Origin of the sequence: Magnetofaba australis IT-1 (assembly GCF_002109495.1) — a bacterium.
Classification (GTDB): Bacteria; Pseudomonadota; Magnetococcia; order Magnetococcales; family Magnetococcaceae; genus Magnetofaba; species Magnetofaba australis.
This window is the reverse complement of the sequence record NZ_LVJN01000020.1, coordinates 233,020-248,770: the sequence shown is the minus strand read 5'-3', so window position 1 is coordinate 248,770 and position 15,751 is coordinate 233,020. Positions and strand designations below refer to the sequence as shown.

Annotated in this window: 13 protein-coding genes; 4 read left to right on the top strand and 9 right to left on the bottom strand. The window is 63.7% G+C overall.

The features are described 5' to 3' along the window. Nucleotides 1-13: 13 nt before the first annotated feature. The 7 genes from MAIT1_RS13390 to prmB form a co-directional block, all read right to left on the bottom strand. A complete protein-coding gene (locus MAIT1_RS13390; protein ID WP_085443431.1) occupies nt 14-1,093 on the bottom strand; it encodes an efflux RND transporter periplasmic adaptor subunit in 1,080 nt (359 codons plus the stop codon). A 29-nt stretch (nt 1,094-1,122) separates the two neighbouring features. Next, nucleotides 1,123-1,986 carry an outer membrane protein assembly factor BamD gene (locus MAIT1_RS13385; protein ID WP_158089491.1) on the bottom strand — a complete coding sequence of 288 codons (864 nt, stop codon included), beginning with the start codon at nt 1,984-1,986 and terminating at the stop codon, nt 1,123-1,125. A 106-nt stretch (nt 1,987-2,092) separates the two neighbouring features. Next, nucleotides 2,093-3,409: a hydroxysqualene dehydroxylase HpnE gene (hpnE, locus tag MAIT1_RS13380; protein ID WP_158089490.1), complete on the bottom strand. Its 1,317-nt coding sequence runs from the start codon at nt 3,407-3,409 to the stop codon at nt 2,093-2,095. Between the two features lie 162 nt (nt 3,410-3,571). Then, a complete protein-coding gene (gene hpnD / locus MAIT1_RS13375) occupies nt 3,572-4,423 on the bottom strand; it encodes a presqualene diphosphate synthase HpnD (protein ID WP_085443428.1) in 852 nt (283 codons plus the stop codon). Beyond that, a complete protein-coding gene (gene hpnC / locus MAIT1_RS13370) occupies nt 4,420-5,301 on the bottom strand; it encodes a squalene synthase HpnC (RefSeq protein ID WP_085443427.1) in 882 nt (293 codons plus the stop codon). The genes hpnD and hpnC overlap by 4 nt, the downstream gene beginning before the upstream one ends. Then, the gene (locus tag MAIT1_RS13365; RefSeq protein ID WP_085443426.1) at nt 5,298-6,707 is read right to left on the bottom strand and encodes a GGDEF domain-containing protein; all 1,410 of its coding nucleotides are present in this window, start codon (nt 6,705-6,707) and stop codon (nt 5,298-5,300) included. The genes hpnC and MAIT1_RS13365 overlap by 4 nt, the downstream gene beginning before the upstream one ends. Further along, a complete protein-coding gene (gene prmB / locus MAIT1_RS13360; RefSeq protein WP_085443425.1) occupies nt 6,692-7,633 on the bottom strand; it encodes a 50S ribosomal protein L3 N(5)-glutamine methyltransferase in 942 nt (313 codons plus the stop codon). Before prmB ends, MAIT1_RS13365 begins: the two co-directional genes overlap by 16 nt. Nucleotides 7,634-7,979: 346 nt before the next feature. Here prmB and MAIT1_RS13355 point away from each other — a divergent pair, with 346 nt between their 5' ends. The 4 genes from MAIT1_RS13355 to MAIT1_RS13340 all read left to right on the top strand — a co-directional run bounded on the left by MAIT1_RS13355 (nt 7,980) and on the right by MAIT1_RS13340 (nt 13,844). Next, nucleotides 7,980-8,990, top strand: a complete 1,011-nt coding sequence (locus tag MAIT1_RS13355) for a sigma-54 interaction domain-containing protein (RefSeq protein WP_085443424.1) — start codon at nt 7,980-7,982, stop codon at nt 8,988-8,990. 1 nt (nt 8,991) lies between these two features. Continuing rightward, on the top strand, nt 8,992-11,718 hold the full coding sequence (locus tag MAIT1_RS13350; protein WP_085443423.1) for a tetratricopeptide repeat protein: 2,727 nt from the start codon (nt 8,992-8,994) through the stop codon (nt 11,716-11,718). A gap of 3 nt (nt 11,719-11,721) precedes the next feature. Beyond that, nucleotides 11,722-13,101, top strand: a complete 1,380-nt coding sequence (locus MAIT1_RS13345; protein ID WP_085443422.1) for a sigma-54-dependent transcriptional regulator — start codon at nt 11,722-11,724, stop codon at nt 13,099-13,101. A gap of 248 nt (nt 13,102-13,349) precedes the next feature. After that, nucleotides 13,350-13,844: a hypothetical protein gene (locus tag MAIT1_RS13340; RefSeq protein WP_143814839.1), complete on the top strand. Its 495-nt coding sequence runs from the start codon at nt 13,350-13,352 to the stop codon at nt 13,842-13,844. Nucleotides 13,845-14,162: 318 nt separating this feature from the next. Here the strand turns inward: MAIT1_RS13340 and MAIT1_RS21565 are convergent, their stop codons facing one another. Together MAIT1_RS21565 and MAIT1_RS13335 are read right to left on the bottom strand one after the other, a co-directional pair. Then, nucleotides 14,163-14,525: a hypothetical protein gene (locus MAIT1_RS21565; RefSeq protein WP_143814838.1), complete on the bottom strand. Its 363-nt coding sequence runs from the start codon at nt 14,523-14,525 to the stop codon at nt 14,163-14,165. Nucleotides 14,526-15,127: 602 nt separating this feature from the next. After that, nucleotides 15,128-15,685: a hypothetical protein gene (locus MAIT1_RS13335; RefSeq protein WP_143814837.1), complete on the bottom strand. Its 558-nt coding sequence runs from the start codon at nt 15,683-15,685 to the stop codon at nt 15,128-15,130. Between the last annotated feature and the right edge of the window lie 66 nt (nt 15,686-15,751).

The following is a 15,751-nucleotide window of genomic DNA, read 5'->3' as shown; positions in this document are numbered from 1 at the left end:
GAGCTGCGGGGGGTTAAGAATCATTTGAAAGGGTAATCGCGGCGCCATCGTGCAGCGCCTCACGACCGCGAATAATCACGTGTTCGTTTAACAAAGCGTCGGGGATGCGCGCCATACGCCCCTCCTCCGCCTGCGGCAGCGCATGAAACCGCGCCTGCTCGCCACTCTGGAGAAACACGCCCAATGTCCCGTCTCGGCGGGTGAGCAGGCGCGCAGGCAGATGCGGCGCATCGGCCTCCCAGGTCAGCACGCCGGAGGCCCCGGCCACCGGCGCGGCGCCATCAAAGCGCAGACGCACGCTCTGGGCGCGGGTGGCGGCGTCCTGTAGGGGCGTGACCGCGCGCAACGTCACCGCATAGGTCTGCCCTCCGCTCTCAAAGCGCAGCGCGCGACCAGAGCGCAGCAGCGCCAGTCGTCCGCTCTCCAACTCGGCGGTCAGCTCCAGCGCAGTGGGATCCACCAGTTCGAACTGCGGCTCGCCCGGCGCCGCCCACGCCCCCGCCTGCGCCATGCGCGCGGTGATCACGCCATCAAACGGCGCGCGCAGGGTCATCTTGCGCAAACGCTCGCGGGCGCTGCGCAGCGCCGCTAGCCCTTCGTCAATGCGTGCGGCGGTGACACGGCGTTCGCTCACCCGCTGATCCAACAACTCGGCGCTGGCCTGCCCCTTGGCTTTGAGCTGTTTGGCGCGGGCCAACTGCTGGTCGGCCAACTGGAGTTGTGCGCGCAGCACCGCCACCGCCGCTTCGGCCTGGCGCGCCTGCAGCTGAATTTCCCAGTCATCCAGTTGCGCCAATGGCTGCCCCTGTTTGACCGCATCCCCCACTTCAACCAACGTCTGCGCCACCGCGCCGGCCACTTGAGCGGTGAGATTGGCGCGACGCAGCGCCACCGCCTGAGCCGGAGCGCGGTAGGTGGGGGGTTCGATCAGTTCGCTGATGGCTTGGGTGGTGACGGCGACGGCGGCGGGTTGGGTCTTGGCCACGCTCGGCGCCTCTTCGGCGTGCGCGGCAAGGGGAGTCAGCAGCCACAGCGCGGCGCACAGCAGAGCAGCGAAACGTGACGATCCGGTTGCAGTCAGCGGCGCCGCCATGGCGACTTCTCCCTGTGGCCCGTAGGCGCTTAGTTGCCCGGCGTCAGCACGCCCGGTTTCAGACCTTCGAAGAAGCGCGCGAAGAAGGAGCCTTCATCCACTTCGGTGCGCAGACTGGCCAATTGGCTCTTGGAGATGCCGCCGCGCCCCTCCACCAGCGGCGGCGCCAGCGGGTAGAAGCGGCCATTGGGGAAGTTGTGTCCCAGCACCGCCGCATAGTTGCGCGCTTCGCCGTCCAGGCCGAGCTTTTTGGCGATCACCAGCAGTGAGAACAGCGCCTCCTCCACCAGCGGCGTGGCGCTATACTCCTTGGACTCCACCACCGCCGAGAAGCGGTTGTAGGCGGCCAGCCAGTTTTCGCGATCCAGATAGTAGCGCGCCACCACCATCTCCTGTTCGGCCATGCGATAGATGCAGTGATCGAGCATCTGCTTGGCCTCCCAGGCGTAGTCGGAGGTGGGGAAGCGGTTGACCACCTCGCGGAAGGCGGCGGCGGCTTTGCGGGTGCGATCCTGGTCGCGGTAGGCGTCCTTCACCTGACGATAGTGCGCCAGACCGCGCATATAGTAGGCGTAGGCCGCTTCCGGGTGACGCGGATGCAGGCGGATGAAGCGTTCGGCGTGGCTGATCGCCTCGGCGAACTCTTCGCGCTTGAAGTCGGCGTAGATGAGATTGATCTGCGCGCGCACCGCCCATGGCGAAAACGGATGGCGCTGATCCAGATCGCTGAACATGCGCGAGGCGTTGGTGTATTGGCCCTGCTTGAGCGCCTCGGTGGCCTGCCGGTAGAGGGTTTCCGGCGGCAGGTCGGGGGTGACGTCCTCATCGGGAGTGGAGCTGCACGCGGCGAGGGTGAGCAGAAGCAGAGCCGCCAACAGGGCGCGAAGGGTCATGGTCATCGATTCCTGAAAGCCAAAGGCGCGGCAAACCCGCGCGCTGTCATCAATCCGGCCAATCTACACGATGCGCCCGCCAGCGACAATGCGCCATGGGGCGCGCTCACCGGCTCCTACGCGCCGCCTGCTCCCCGCTGATCACCGCCCCCTCAATGGTGGCGGGCAGGCCGGTGTCGGTCCAGTCCCCGGCCAGATGCAGATTCTCCCACGGCGTGGCGGGGTCGGCGCGCGGCGCTTCGGGCCAGGCGCAGAAGGTGGCGCGCGCCTCTTTGATCACCCGCTGGGCGCGCAGCGGCGGCGGCGCGTCTCCGGTCACAGCGGCCAGATCCGCCAACACCGCGTCGACAATGCGCGACGACTCCCAGTGGACTTCACGATAGGCGGCGCTGATGGCGGCGCTGATGCGGTCCGGCGCCGGTTGGAACAGCCATTGGGAGACGCAGCCCGGCAGCCCCAGCATGGGCGCAGGCAGAGCCACCGGCGCGGCAAAGCGCAGATGAACCGACACAATGGGACTCTCTTCGCCCTCGGCCCAGGGTTGCGCGGCGCTCCAGGGGTTGAGCAGCTTCACCGCCGCCCGCCGCGGCGTGGCCACAATCCACGCGCCGTCATGGAAGATCGGCCCACGCGCCGTCATCGCCCCGCGCACCCGCTGGCCGCCCAGATCCAGCGCCATCACCCGTGCGCGGGTTGTGATGCGTCCGCCCAGACCTTCAATGGCCTGCTTGAGCGGCGCGATCAATGTGGTGTTGAGATCAGCGGCGGGAATCAGCGGCTGCGCGGCGGCGGGACCGGCCAGGAACAGTTCGCGCATCACCCGCGCCAGCAGCACGGCGTCGGCGGAACCGGGCGGTTCGTTGAGGGTGGCCAAACACAGCGGCTCCCACAAACGGCGGAAGAGCCCCTCCCCCTGCCCGGCGTTCTGCAACCAGTGGGTGGCGCTCAAACCGTGCAGCGCCCAAGGCCGCAGCATCCCCGGCAGCAGCCGCAGCGCCGCGCGCAGCGCGCCCCAGCCCATGCCCGGCATCCCCAACAGCCCCCCCGCCAGATGCGCCGGTGCGGGCCAACGCGCCAGATCCAGCCCATGCAAGCCGTGTTCGACGTCCCACAGCGGATAGCGGCGGCCCAGACTCTCATCGCATCTGAGCGGCGCGCCCGCATCACGCAGCAATTTGCGCGTCTGGCGATAGGCCCCCACCAACAGATGCGGGCCGTTGTCCAATGGCTGGTCGAAGTCGGGATCGTCAAAGCTGCGCGCGCGGCCGCCCAGTTGCGGCGCCGCTTCCAGAACCCACGGATTGGCGCCCCGCTGGGCCAGGCGGAGTCCGGCGGACAGACCCGCCACGCCGCCGCCGATGATGATGCAGCGGCAGTTTTCCGGGGGCGTGAAATGGGAGTTGGTGGACACGGAGGGAGACAACTTCTGCATGCTTTGAGATATTGAGGGCTATGCCCTCAAACTCCCAACTGCCAAACCGTGGGCGCCGCCCACACCCGCTGGGGCCACAGGCCCCAGACCCCGCCTCCGGCCAGCCGGAGGCCAATAGTCAACGCTAGCTCGCAGGCTTTCCCACACACACTTTTACTTTTGCGCGCGTTTTTCCTGCCGCCACGTGCGGAACGTGATCCACAACTTCTTCCACGGCGAAAACTCCAGCCGCCTGGAGAACACGTCATACTCCCGCGCCCGCAGCTCGCGCAAATAGGCATGGTAGATGCGGCTCATCACAATGGCCGGACGCAACGCAACGCGCTGATCCGGCGGCATCATCGCTTCCGCCTGCTCATAGTGGGCCTGCGCCACATCCGCCACCCGCGCCATGGCCGTCGCCACCTGCGGGGTGAACCGCCCCTCCAGCAGATCCTCCGGGCTTGCGCCGCACTCCAGCAAAATCCCCAGCGGCAGATAGACCCGACCCATAGCCGCATCTTCCCCCACATCGCGCAGAATATTGGTGAGCTGAAACGCCCGCCCCCAATGCTGCGCGCTGGCCGCACAGCGCACCGGATCAGCGCCGAAGATCGGCAACGCCGCCTCCCCCACCGCCGACGCCACCAGATCGCAATACTCCTCCAGCGCCGCCATGTCCGGATAGCGCGCCTCCTCCAGATCCATGCGCATGCCGTCCAGTAATTTGACGAACGGCTCTATGCGCAACGGGAACTGCTGCGCCGCCTCCTGCAGGGCCCGCGCCGCCGGATGGCGGGGCGCGCCGCCCTCGAACGCCTCTTTGAGTTCACCGCGCCAGAACAACAGTTTCAGATTGGCCGCCGCCGGGTCGCCGCGCCGGTCAACGATGTCGTCCACCTCGCGGCAATAGGCGTAAAGCGCCAACATGGCGTCACGCTGGGCGGCGGGCATGAGCAGCATCGGATAGTAAAACGAGCTGCCCGATGCGCGCGCCTTATCCAGGCAGTAGCGCTGTGGCGTCATAAGCTGGCCACGCGCCGCACGGCATTGAACAGGCAGCGGATTTTGGCTGCGCCGTCCAGCGAGGGCCGGGAACGCAGGGTGTTGCCGCCCATGGCCTCGATGCGCTCCAGAATCGCCACGCCCCCCTCCCAAGTCACCGCCAACTCCATGTTCAGCGGCCAGGCGACCCGCTCCAGCAGCGGCAGGCCGTTATCGAACAGCGCGCGGGTCTCGGCGGTGAGCGACAGCATCATCTCGGCGGCGGCGGCGGAGAAGCGGCGCTGCAGGATCATCGACTCCTCCACCCCAAAACGCGCCATCTCTTCACGCGGGATGTAGAGCGGACGCCCCTTCCAGGGATCCTGACCCAAATCCTGCCAGTGGTTGGTCAGTTGCAGCGCGGTGCAGATGGCGTCGGAATAGGGCAACAACTCCGGGTCGGTCTCACCCGCCAGGTGCAGCACGATGCGCCCCACCGGATTGGCTGAGAAGCGGCAGTAGTCGTCCAACTGCTCAATGGTGTCATACCGCTTGTTGGTGACGTCCATGCGGAACGCCACCAACAGATTACGCAACAACTCCGGCGGCAGCTCGGTCTCTTCCAGGGTGTGGGCCAGGGCGCGGAACACCGGATGATCGGCGCGCCCCTCGGTGGCGGCCTCCAGGCGGCGGTCCCAGTCGTCGAGCAGTTGCAGCTTGTCGTCGTCGCTGTGGCCGGGCATGTCGGCGAAATCATCGGCCAGACGCGCAAAGGCGTAGACCGCGTGCAGATGGTGGCGAATCGACTTGGGCGCCAGCATCGAGCCCACCGGAAAGTTCTCCGGATGGCTCTTGACCACCTGTCGGCAGTAGTCGAAATCCCCCGCCACCGCCGCCGGGATGCCGCCCCATGTACTCATGTCGCAACGGCCTCGGCGGCGGCGCCGCCATCCACGGTAACCTGATTGCGGCCGCCGCTTTTGGAGCGGTAGAGCGCCTCATCGGCGCGTTTGAGCAGCGCGGCGGGGGTGATCTCCCCATCCAGCAGCGCCAATTCGCTCACCCCAAAGCTGGAGGTGACGGTGAGCTCCTGCGCATTGGTTTTGAAGCAGAGCTTGGCCACGTCCTGGCGCACCTTCTCGGCGATGGCGGCGGCGCCGTGGGCGTCGGTCTCCGGCAGGATGATGGCGAACTCCTCACCGCCATAGCGGGCCAGAATGTCCGATTGGCGGATCATCTTGCCTGCGCGTTCGGCCACGGTGATGAGCACCTTGTCGCCCACCAGGTGGCCGTAGTTGTCGTTGACCTTTTTGAAGTGGTCCAGATCGAACAGAATAACCGACAGCGCTTCGCCATGGCGCTGGCAACGGGCGAACTCCCGCGCCAGATGCTCATCCATGGCGCGTCGGTTGGCCGCGCCGGTGAGCGGATCCTTCAAGCTCTCGGCGCGGGTGCGCTCCAGCTCCGCCTCCAACTCGCGCATGCGGTTTTGGGTCTCCACCAGATGCGCCTGATTGATGGCCAACTCGTCGGTGAGCGCCTCGGTCTCGCTCATCAGCGACTCGGCTTCGGAGAGCAGCACATTACGCAACTGCTCCAGATCGCTCACCTCATCGCTGCCGCGAATGCGGCTGATGGTCCCGCCCAGTCGACCGGTAAAGCCGCCAGCGGTCTCATGCAGCAGATCCAGCCGATCGGCCAACTCCGCCAGCAGCTCCAGCAGCATGCGCCGCTCGGCGCGGCGCTTCTCACGCAGAGCGTCGCTCTCTTCAAGCAGACGCGTGCAGAACGCCGCCAGTTGCAGATCCGCCGCCGCCGGATCACTGATCTCCAGCAGCGCCGCGCTCTCGCGCCCCACCCAGGTTTCGTCCCCATCCAGGGCCGCCAGGCCGCGTAGCAACTGCTCGATGCGTCCCCGCAACGCCTGCGTCGCGCCGTCAGAAGCCGATTCGCCGCCGCCTTCGGCCATGCGCGCGCGCAACCGCTCCGCCAGGGTCAGCAGCGTCTGCAGTTGTCCATCCAACTCTTTTTCAGCGCGCGCTTTGCGCAGCGTGCACGCCAGTCGGTCGGCCTCCGCCTGCCCCTCGTGGTCGCCGCGCAGCAGCGGCTTAAAACCCTTCTCCAGCGCCGCCAACAGCAGACGCCCCAGCGGCTGGGCGGCCACATCGGCCCCCAACGCCTCTTTAAAGATACGATCCTTGAGCAGGCGACGAGCGCGATCGCGATCCGAGTGCTTGCCGTCAAAATAGTCCAGCACGAACCCCAGATCGGCGTCTGCGCTTGCCGGCTCTTCCTTTTTGCGCCGCAACTTCAGAGGGAATTCCATCTCGCCAACTGCTCCCGCCACACAGCGAATACGCCGCTGCCGCCAAAATGAAACATCAACCACTCCAGCGGCGCATCGGGCCAACGCGCGCGCATGATCTCTTCCACATCATCGCCCACTTCGCACACCAGCACGCCGCCTTCGGTGAGATAATCCGGCGCTTGGCGCAGAATCGGCTCCACCAGCCACAAACCGTCCGCCCCCGCCTCCAAAGCGATGGCCGGTTCGCGCTTGAACTCCGCCGGCAACCCCGCGTACACCGCCGTGGGCACATAGGGGGGGTTGGTGACGATCAGATCGTAACATGCGCGGTGGGCGGCCTGAAACAGATTCGACGCCATCACCTGCACCCGCTCGCCCACGCCGTGACGTTCACAGTTGATGCGCGTCACTTGCAACGCCCCGGCGCTGATATCCAGCGCATCCACCTGCGCCTCAGGAAACGCATGGGCCAGAGCGATGGCCAGACAGCCGCTGCCGGTGCACAGATCCAGAATGCGGCGCGGTTTGCGTCCGTGGGTCAGCGCCAGGAACCCCTCGTCGTCATCCAGAATATTCTCAATGCGCGAACGCGGAATCAGCACGCGCTCATCTATATAGTAAGAGCGCCCGGCAAACCACGCCTGTTGCAACAGATAGGGCATGGGGATGCGCTCATCGATGCGCTGGCTCAGCAGCGCCTGCACGCGCGCGTCGGCGGCCGCATCCGGCGCCTCGCCCAGACGCGCATCCAGTTCGTCGAGGGTCAGCCCCAACACATGCGCCACCAACAGCTCCGCCTCCGCCAACGGCTCCTGCCAGCCATTATCGAAGCTCAGATCCGCCGCGTCCAACGCCTCAGCCACTGCGGCGACCCAGGCGTCCACCCGCGCGGCGCGCGGCTGAAAACGGAGAGAGGACGATGAATTATTGTTCAATTTACCCATAATGGCGCGCTTTTTGTATTTAACTTAATGTTGACGCCGTGCGGCCCCTATCATGGCCCATGCGCCAGGATGCGGGCAAGCGCTGGTCGACAACCGCGCAAACCCCAGCAAAACCGGGGCGGTTACGCAGTATGCGAAAAAAAATGCGTGTCTGCGTAATGAGCGGTTGCCGCAGTGGGCGCCGTGGCGTACTCTGGCGTTGGATTTTTGACAGCTACGCCATAACAAGACACAACAAGACACATTCTGGATGCAATGACGCCGTGCTCAGGGAACGAGCGTTGAATTCTTGACAAAACTGCGGCGTCCACGCCACTCGGCGATTTGGACCCATCGGGGGGATAACGTGTACGGCATTATCGGCAGCGCGCCCAGCATGCAGCAGCTCTTCAAACTGATCGAACGGGTCGCCATCAAGGACTCCACCGTTCTGATTCAGGGCGAATCCGGCACCGGCAAGGAGCTGATCTGCAAGGCGATTCATCAAGCATCCCCACGCAAGGACCAGCCTCTGATCGCAGTCAACTGCGGGGCCATCCCCGAAGATCTGCTCGAATCGGAGCTGTTCGGCCATGTGCGCGGCGCCTTCACCGGCGCGGCCAACACCCGTCCAGGCCGCTTTGAACTGGCCAATAACGGCACCATCTTCTTAGACGAAATCGGCGACATGAGCCCCAAGCTGCAGGTCAAGATGCTGCGGGTGCTGCAGGAGAAGGTGATCGAGCCGGTGGGCGCGGTGCAGTCCAAGAAGGTCAATGTGCGCGTGGTGGCCGCCACCCACAAGGATCTGGAGAAGATGGTCGCCGACGGCGACTTCCGCGAAGACCTCTTCTATCGCCTCAACGTGGTGCCCTTGCACGTGCCGCCCCTGCGCGAGCGTCTGGACGACCTGCCCGCCCTGATTGACCACTTCCTGGCCAAATGCGCCAAGAACCAGGGCCATGAGATCAATCTCGCCTTCGGCAAAGAGATCTACGAGGCCTTCAACCGCTATGAGTGGAAAGGCAACATCCGCGAGCTGGAGAACCTGGTGGAGCGCCTGACCATCCTCGCCGATGACGAGGTGGAGTTGACCGACCTGCCGCAGAAGATCGTCGGCGGGCAGGCGCGCCCGGCCAGTTCTGATGACCGCATCCCCGCCTCGGCGTTCAAGATTCAGTATGAATCCGACGGCAGCACCGACTTCAACCGCGAGGTGGAGTCCTACGAAAACCGCTTGATTCTCGATGCCCTGAACCGCACCGGCTGGAACAAGAACAAAGCCGCCCGGCTGCTCAATCTCAACCGCACCACCCTGGTGGAGAAGATCAAGAAAAAGGGGTTGGAGCGGGAAGAGGGCGCCCAGGAGAACGCCTGACATGCGCGCCCCTTCCGTCATCGCTGTGCGTTGGCCCCTGCTTGCGCTGCTGACGCTGACTCTGTTGTGCGCGCCGAGCCCGGCCTGGGCGCTGTTCACCAAACTCAGCCATACGCTGCTGCCCGGCGGCGCCGGCGACCAACTCAGCTTCCGCATTCCCAACGGCGCCAAACCGCCCAAATGGGAGTTGCTGCGTCCGCGCACCCTGCGGGTGGAGATCGCCGACCTGCTCTCCCTGCCCCACACCGAGGTCAACCCGGCGCGTTCGCGCTACGTCAACGGCGTGCGCATCGAACCGATCCCCGGACGTATGGGCATCTACCTTTATATCGATCTCAAAGCGCCGTTTCTGCTGTTCCGCGATGGCGTCGTCCAGCCCAAATTCGGCGCTGGCTCCCTCTACCATCTGACCATTGAGGCCAATCCCAAGCCCAATCCTCAGGAGGCCACCCGCCTGCTGGGCGCGCGTATTCTGCCCGGTCGCGACGGCACTTTGCTGGTGATTGAACACACCGGCTCAGGAAAATTGGCCGCACAGGAGATGGACCAGGAGAAACATGTCGTGCGCCTGCGCTGGAACGGCGCCGCTATCGACCCGCGCTGGCGCAATCTGGCTCCGCAGGGTTTGATCCAATCCGTCAGTCTGTATGAGTTTGCGCGCAATCAGGTGGAGATGGAGCTGGCCTTGGCGCCGGAAGCGGTCAAAACGCTGTTCCACGCCGACCCGGCCAGCGGCACATTGATCGTGGAGATGCGTCGCGAACGCTCATTGGGCCGGGATGAGGACGCCAAGGCGATTTTGGCCCTGCGCCGCTCCTCCCTGGAGCGCGGCGCGGCCCTGCCGCTCAACCGTCTGACCCCGGTGTTTCAGGTCACCGAAGAGCCGGTGGACGTGGGCGGGCAGATGCTCGACGAGGGCTTCTTCTACGACAACGCCGAGACCGCCGCCAAGGATCTGCGTTTTGACAAAGCGCGCGCGTTCCTCGACAAACTCACCGAAGTCTTCCCCAACACCGCCAACCGGGAGTTGATCGACTTCCGCAAGGTGGAGTTGGCGCAGCGCATGAACTGGCGCCCCGGCTGGCTGCTGGACGAGCTCAACACCGCCATGGCGCGCCACCCCAACAACTACCGCTACCCAGAGTTTCGTCTGCTGCAGTTGCAACTGCTCAATGACGCGCACCAGTACAACTCCGCCAAAGCGGTGGCCGACGACCCCAACCTGCCGCAGAATGATCCGCGCGTCACCTTGGAGCGCGGGCGCATCCTCATGGGCATGGAGATGCTCGAGGAGTCCGAGCGTTTCTTCAATCTGGTGGCGCGGGATCCGGACGCCTCCGACGCCACCCGCGCGCGGGCCAATCTGTATCAGGCCCTGGCCGCCAACAAGAGCGAAGAGTTCCACCGCGCCAGCATGATCGTGCGCGCCATTCCGCCGGAACAGCTCGCCCTGCTGAATAACGATCCGGTGGACGCCCTGGCGCTGGCGGATATCTACTACGCCAACCGCGACTATGGCGATGCGCTGAGCCTCTACACCCGGCTGATCACCACCTATCCCGACACCGACGCCGCCACCCCGTGGGCGATGCTGCGTGCGGCGCAGAGCCACCGCTATCAGAAGCGCATCCCCGATGCGTTGACCATGCTGGATGTGCTGGAGACCCGTTTCCCCAAATCCGGCGCCGTGCCCTGGGCGCGCATCTTCCGTATTCAGATTGACGAAAAGCCCTCCATTGAGGACCGCATCAAAGCCATCGACGAGCTGGTGAAGGATGTGCCCATCAGCGACGCCATCGCCGAGGCCTACCTGACCAAGGCGCAACTGCAAGGCGAAGGCGGGCAGTATCTGGCCAGCCTGGAGACCCTCAAACGACTGCTGGTCTACACCTCGCGCAAGAGCCATCTGCAGAAGGCCGACCGCCTCAAGCGGCTCTATTTGACCGAGGGCATGCAGCACGCTTTGGACAATCGCCGCCCCGAATACGCCCTGCTGCTGGGCGAATCCCATGGGACCGATTGGCGCGGTTTGAAATCCTATGAGCAGGCGCGACTGCTACTGGCTGAAGCGATGTTGCGCATGGGTCTGTATAGCGATGGTCTGGCCGCTCTGGGCGGCATGGTGCGCCCCCCAGCCCCGCAGTTGAGCAAGCTGGGCGAGGAGTTGCGCGCCAATCAGTTCATCCCGCTGATGGAGGATGCGCGCGGCCAGGTGGAGGTCGCTCCGGCGGCGGCGCGGGTGCGCTTGGATGAAGCGGCGCGTCAGCTCTCGGCGCAGAACTGGAAAGCGGTGTTGATGCTGCTGGACAAGATTCCGCCGGAATCGCTCAATCAGGATGAGCGCGCCGATCGTTTGCGCTATCTGGCGCGCGCCGAAGCGGAACGCGGTCGTTTCCCCCAAGCGGTGAACGCTCTGGAGCGACTGCTGTTCGGCAAGCCTGTGGGCGCTGGTCATGACGCCTATCAGTACGCCACCGTGTTGCAGGCGTGGAAGGGCGATGATAAGGCTCTACCCGCCTTTCAGGAGGCGGCCAAGGGCGAAGACAATGAGGTCCGCGCCTTGGCGCGCATCCGCATTGGCGATATCCTGCAGCGACGCGGCGACTTGGCGGGAGCGGAAGCCTCCTACCGCGAGGCGTCGCAGATCGACCCCAACGCCCCGTGGGGCAAGATGGCGCTGGAAAACGCCGATCAACTCAAACTGGTGTTACAGCAGGCGGCGCGTTAAGCCATGAGTATGGGAAGCGACACAATTTTGATGGTGGGCGGCGCCAACGCCGCCATGAACGCCCTGGCCGGGCAGGTGCGCGGCGCGGGCAAGAGCGTGGAGAACGCCGCTGACGGCGATGCCGCCAAGCAGAGCCTGCGCGGGGCCCAGAGCGGTCTGGCGGTGGTGTGTCTGGATACCGTGCCCGATGCGCTGGATCTGATCCGCGAGCTGACCTTCCTGTTCCGGGGTCTGCCGATTCTGGCCGCCAGCGCCGAAGCCACGGTGCATCTGGCCAAGGACGCTATCGACGCCGGCGCGGCGGATCTGCTGGTGCTGCCGGTGGATGCGCCCACTTTGAGCGCGGCGCTCAAACAGTACGCCGGGCGCTTCTTCGATCCCGAATTGGGTCGGGGGCGCAAGTTGGCCACCGCCGACCCGCAGATGCAGAAGATGCTCACCCAGGTGCGTCGGGTGGCCAAATCCAAGGCCACGGTGCTGATTCAGGGCGAATCCGGCACCGGTAAGGAGTTGATGGCGCGCTTCGTCCATCAGGTTTCCGACCGCGCCGAGCAGCCGTTTATCGCCATCAACTGCGCCGCCCTGCCGGAGAACCTGCTGGAGTCGGAGCTGTTTGGTCACGTCAAAGGGGCCTTCACCGGCGCCACCTCCGACCGCAAGGGCAAGTTCCTGCAAGCCAATGGCGGCACCATCTTCCTGGACGAAATCTCGGAGATGTCCCTGCCCCTGCAAGCCAAACTGCTGCGGGTGTTGCAGGAGCGCGAAGTGGATCCGGTGGGCGGCAAATCCCCCATTGAGCTGGATGTGCGCGTGGTGGCCTCCACCAACCGCGATCTCAAAAACTACGCCGCTGATGGCAATTTCCGCGAAGACCTCTACTTCCGTCTCAACGTCTTCCCGGTGCAACTGCCGCCGCTGCGTAAGCGTCCCAAGGACATCCTGCTGCTGGCCGAGGTGTTCCGCAATCGCTTTATTGAGGAGTTTGGCCGCAACGATATCACCTTCTCCGACGATGCGCGCATGGCTATGGCCAGCTACCCCTGGCCGGGCAATATCCGCGAACTGGAGAATGTGATTCAGCGCGCCCTGTTGGTGGCTGAAGGCAACCACATCAAGGCTGCGGACTTGATGATCGACTTCGAAGTCGCCACCCCCATCCCAGTAGGCGACACTTCGCCGATCCCGGAAGATCTGATCAGCGTGCCGGTGGGCGCCACGGTGCGGGAGATGGAGGAGATCCTCATCCGCCGCACTTTGGATGAAGTGGATGGCAACCGCACCCGCGCCGCCGAGATCCTTGGCATCAGCATTCGCACCCTGCGCAACAAGCTCAACGAGTACGCTGCGCGTCTGCCCGACGGCGCTGTAGACAACTACTATTGAGCGGCGTCGCGCCGCTCCGGTTTTTCGGGACGATGAAAGAGACTGGGGCTTCGCCCCAGACCCCGACCAGGGCTTTGCCCTGGACCCACGAGGGCGCCGCCCTCGACCCGGCAGGGCTCTGCCCTGCACCCGCCAGGGAAATGATTTCCCTGGACCCTCGTTAGTTTGCCTTGGGAGCATACTTGGATATTGTGTGCTAAATTTTGATATCCAATTCTCTTTTCCACAGGCTTTCAGGGACGCATTGCATGAGCGGCTCCTCCTCCCCCAGTAAGACACAAATTGCTTGTCGTTGCGCCGGTCGTATGGCCATCGGCGCGGTGGCGGCTGTTGTGGTGATATTCCTGCTGCAGTGGCTCACCTCCCCCGCCCCCACACTGGACCCGGGTTTGACCGAACGCGACAGCGTATTGCGCAATGCCCAACGGGTGCTGTTGCCCACCTCCTATTGGAACTGGAAGACTGAGAGTCTTGACGACCAGCTTGCGGCGGCGAAGGCGGAGTTTGAGTCCAAGCAGGCGGCCTATATAGCGCAAGCGCGTGAGCAGCGTGCGGCGATTGAGGCGGTGCGGGCCAAGGGGGCCAGCGCTGAGGAACGGGCGGCGCGCAAGGCGACATTGGCTGAGAATCGTGAGAAGACGACCAAGTTGCGGGATGCGGCGAGGGAGTCGGAGTTGATGGTCAGGGCCCTGGTGAAGCGGACGAGGCAGGCGAGCCAGGCGCTAAACGAGGCCAGATGGTAGGCAAAGGGCCAAAAGTGTTTGCGTGACAGACGAGACGCCAGCGCTATGTAACGTGCCGCCGACTGGTCGGCGGCGGGGTCTGGGGCCTGCGGCCCCAGCGGGTGTGGGCGGCGCCCACGGTGTGGCAGTTGTCTTTGGCCGTTTCCCCACAGAACAAACCGCGAGCCAGTACGCAGTGTGAAATGGGCGCGGAACGTGCAGCCAGCAAGGAGGTCGTCGGGGAAACGGCGGTGAGCGATATGTCGGCGCAGCCGACAGGAGCGAATGCCTTAGGGCTTTATATACAGGAAATACTTTGTGCTTATTTATAGTATCTTTTCACCACATTGAGACCATGAGCGCAATAACTGAAACAGACAATCCAAGAATCGATATTACTAAAGCAATATTGCTGCGCTTAACATTTGCTCTATAATCCTTAATAGCCCAGTTTCTTTCCGCCAGTGCGACAGGGTCAACAGAAGGACCCATACTGCTTATATACGGGTCGTCCCTATCATTCTTTGATCTAACATAGGCGCTTTTACAGTGCTTCCTTGATATACCATCCTTCTCTTCCTCATCATAAATTACCCATCCCCAATAAACACAGTATGAATTATGTCCATTAATTGAGCTCTTGATGCGGTAATGGCAGATTCGACAAGGCGGACCGCTACTATTCTTTTTTACTGCTTTCATATTATCATCCGACCTCATATTAATATGTTCAGATTTTAACAAGACTCACTTTTCGGAATTCGCTGGAATTCCGGGGACGAGTTCGCTGGAATTCCGGGGACGAGTTCGCTGGAATTCCGGGGACGAGTTCGCTGGAATTCCGGGGACGAGTTCGCTGGAATTCCGGGGACGAGTTCGCTGGAATTCCGGGGACGAGTTCGCTGGAATTCCGGGGACGAGTTCGCTGGAATTCCGGGGACGAATTCGCTGGAATTCCGGGGACGAATTCTCTGGAATTCCGGGGACGGGCGCCTAATTCAACCCCCGCCCGCAAACACTTTTCAACTTTTCCAAGCTTCGAGTCTTAGGGCAGTTCGCCGTCCTGCGGACGACGGCCCCTGCGGGGCCTGCTCACCTGCCGTTTCCCCATTTGCCTGCCTACGGGCTCCACGTTTCGCGCTTCACATCGAACTCTCTGCTGGCGCCAGCTTTGTTCAGTGGGGAAACGGCAACTGCCAAAGCAACTGCCACACCGTGGGCGCCGCCCACACCCGCTGGGGGCAGCGGCCCCCAGACCCCGCCGCCGACCAGTCGGCGGCCAATTTTACTCCGTTCTGGCCCGCTCACTGTCCCTGAAAATAGACCGGCGGCGGCGGCTTCTGGAACGACACCGGCGGCGGCGGCGGACTATCATTCCACCGCGTATAGGTCACCACCGACTCATCCAACACAGGCTCCCGCATAATCAAAATCACCGCCTCATACTTGGGCACATGGAACTCACTCTCCACCTTCTTACGCAGCAAGCCCTTTTTCACATGCCGCTCCACCAACGGCTCTTGCAGGATATAGCCATAGCAGCGGTCGCCCGCATCCACGCAGGTCAAAATGCCGTCCGGCTGCTCACTGCGCGTGCGCGGATCATAGTCGAAATAGGCGCGAATCTGCGCCTGATCAATCCGGTGCACGCTATTGCTCAACTGCGGGTCGATGCCCAGATTGTGCAGCTGCGCCAAGGTGGTGCTGAACGGAATCACGCGATCAAAATTACCCTTGCCGCGCCCGCCCAGATCCCACGGTTGAATGACCTCTTTTTCCACAGCCGTATCCTCGGACTTTTTCGAACCGCCGGTCATGGCGCAACTACTCAGCCCTAAAGCCAAAGCAGCCAGTGCAATCATTCGGCTCTTTCCGCTGATCCTCATAGAAATGCTCCATCCAAAATTTCATCATCCTCGACGTCATCA

Excerpts from the sequence above, each read along its gene's own strand:
- MAIT1_RS13390 (WP_085443431.1), bottom strand. The coding sequence starts at position 1,093 with ATGGCGGCGCCGCTGACTGCAACCGGATCGTCACGTTTCGCTGCTCTG.
- MAIT1_RS13385 (WP_158089491.1), bottom strand. The coding sequence starts at position 1,986 with ATGACCCTTCGCGCCCTGTTGGCGGCTCTGCTTCTGCTCACCCTCGCC.
- hpnD (WP_085443428.1), bottom strand. The coding sequence starts at position 4,423 with ATGACGCCACAGCGCTACTGCCTGGATAAGGCGCGCGCATCGGGCAGC.
- hpnC (WP_085443427.1), bottom strand. The coding sequence starts at position 5,301 with ATGAGTACATGGGGCGGCATCCCGGCGGCGGTGGCGGGGGATTTCGAC.
- MAIT1_RS13365 (WP_085443426.1), bottom strand. The coding sequence starts at position 6,707 with ATGGAATTCCCTCTGAAGTTGCGGCGCAAAAAGGAAGAGCCGGCAAGC.
- prmB (WP_085443425.1), bottom strand. The coding sequence starts at position 7,633 with ATGGGTAAATTGAACAATAATTCATCGTCCTCTCTCCGTTTTCAGCCG.
- MAIT1_RS13350 (WP_085443423.1), top strand. The coding sequence starts at position 8,992 with ATGCGCGCCCCTTCCGTCATCGCTGTGCGTTGGCCCCTGCTTGCGCTG.
- MAIT1_RS13345 (WP_085443422.1), top strand. The coding sequence starts at position 11,722 with ATGAGTATGGGAAGCGACACAATTTTGATGGTGGGCGGCGCCAACGCC.
- MAIT1_RS13340 (WP_143814839.1), top strand. The coding sequence starts at position 13,350 with ATGAGCGGCTCCTCCTCCCCCAGTAAGACACAAATTGCTTGTCGTTGC.
- MAIT1_RS21565 (WP_143814838.1), bottom strand. The coding sequence starts at position 14,525 with ATGAAAGCAGTAAAAAAGAATAGTAGCGGTCCGCCTTGTCGAATCTGC.
- MAIT1_RS13335 (WP_143814837.1), bottom strand. The coding sequence starts at position 15,685 with ATGATTGCACTGGCTGCTTTGGCTTTAGGGCTGAGTAGTTGCGCCATG.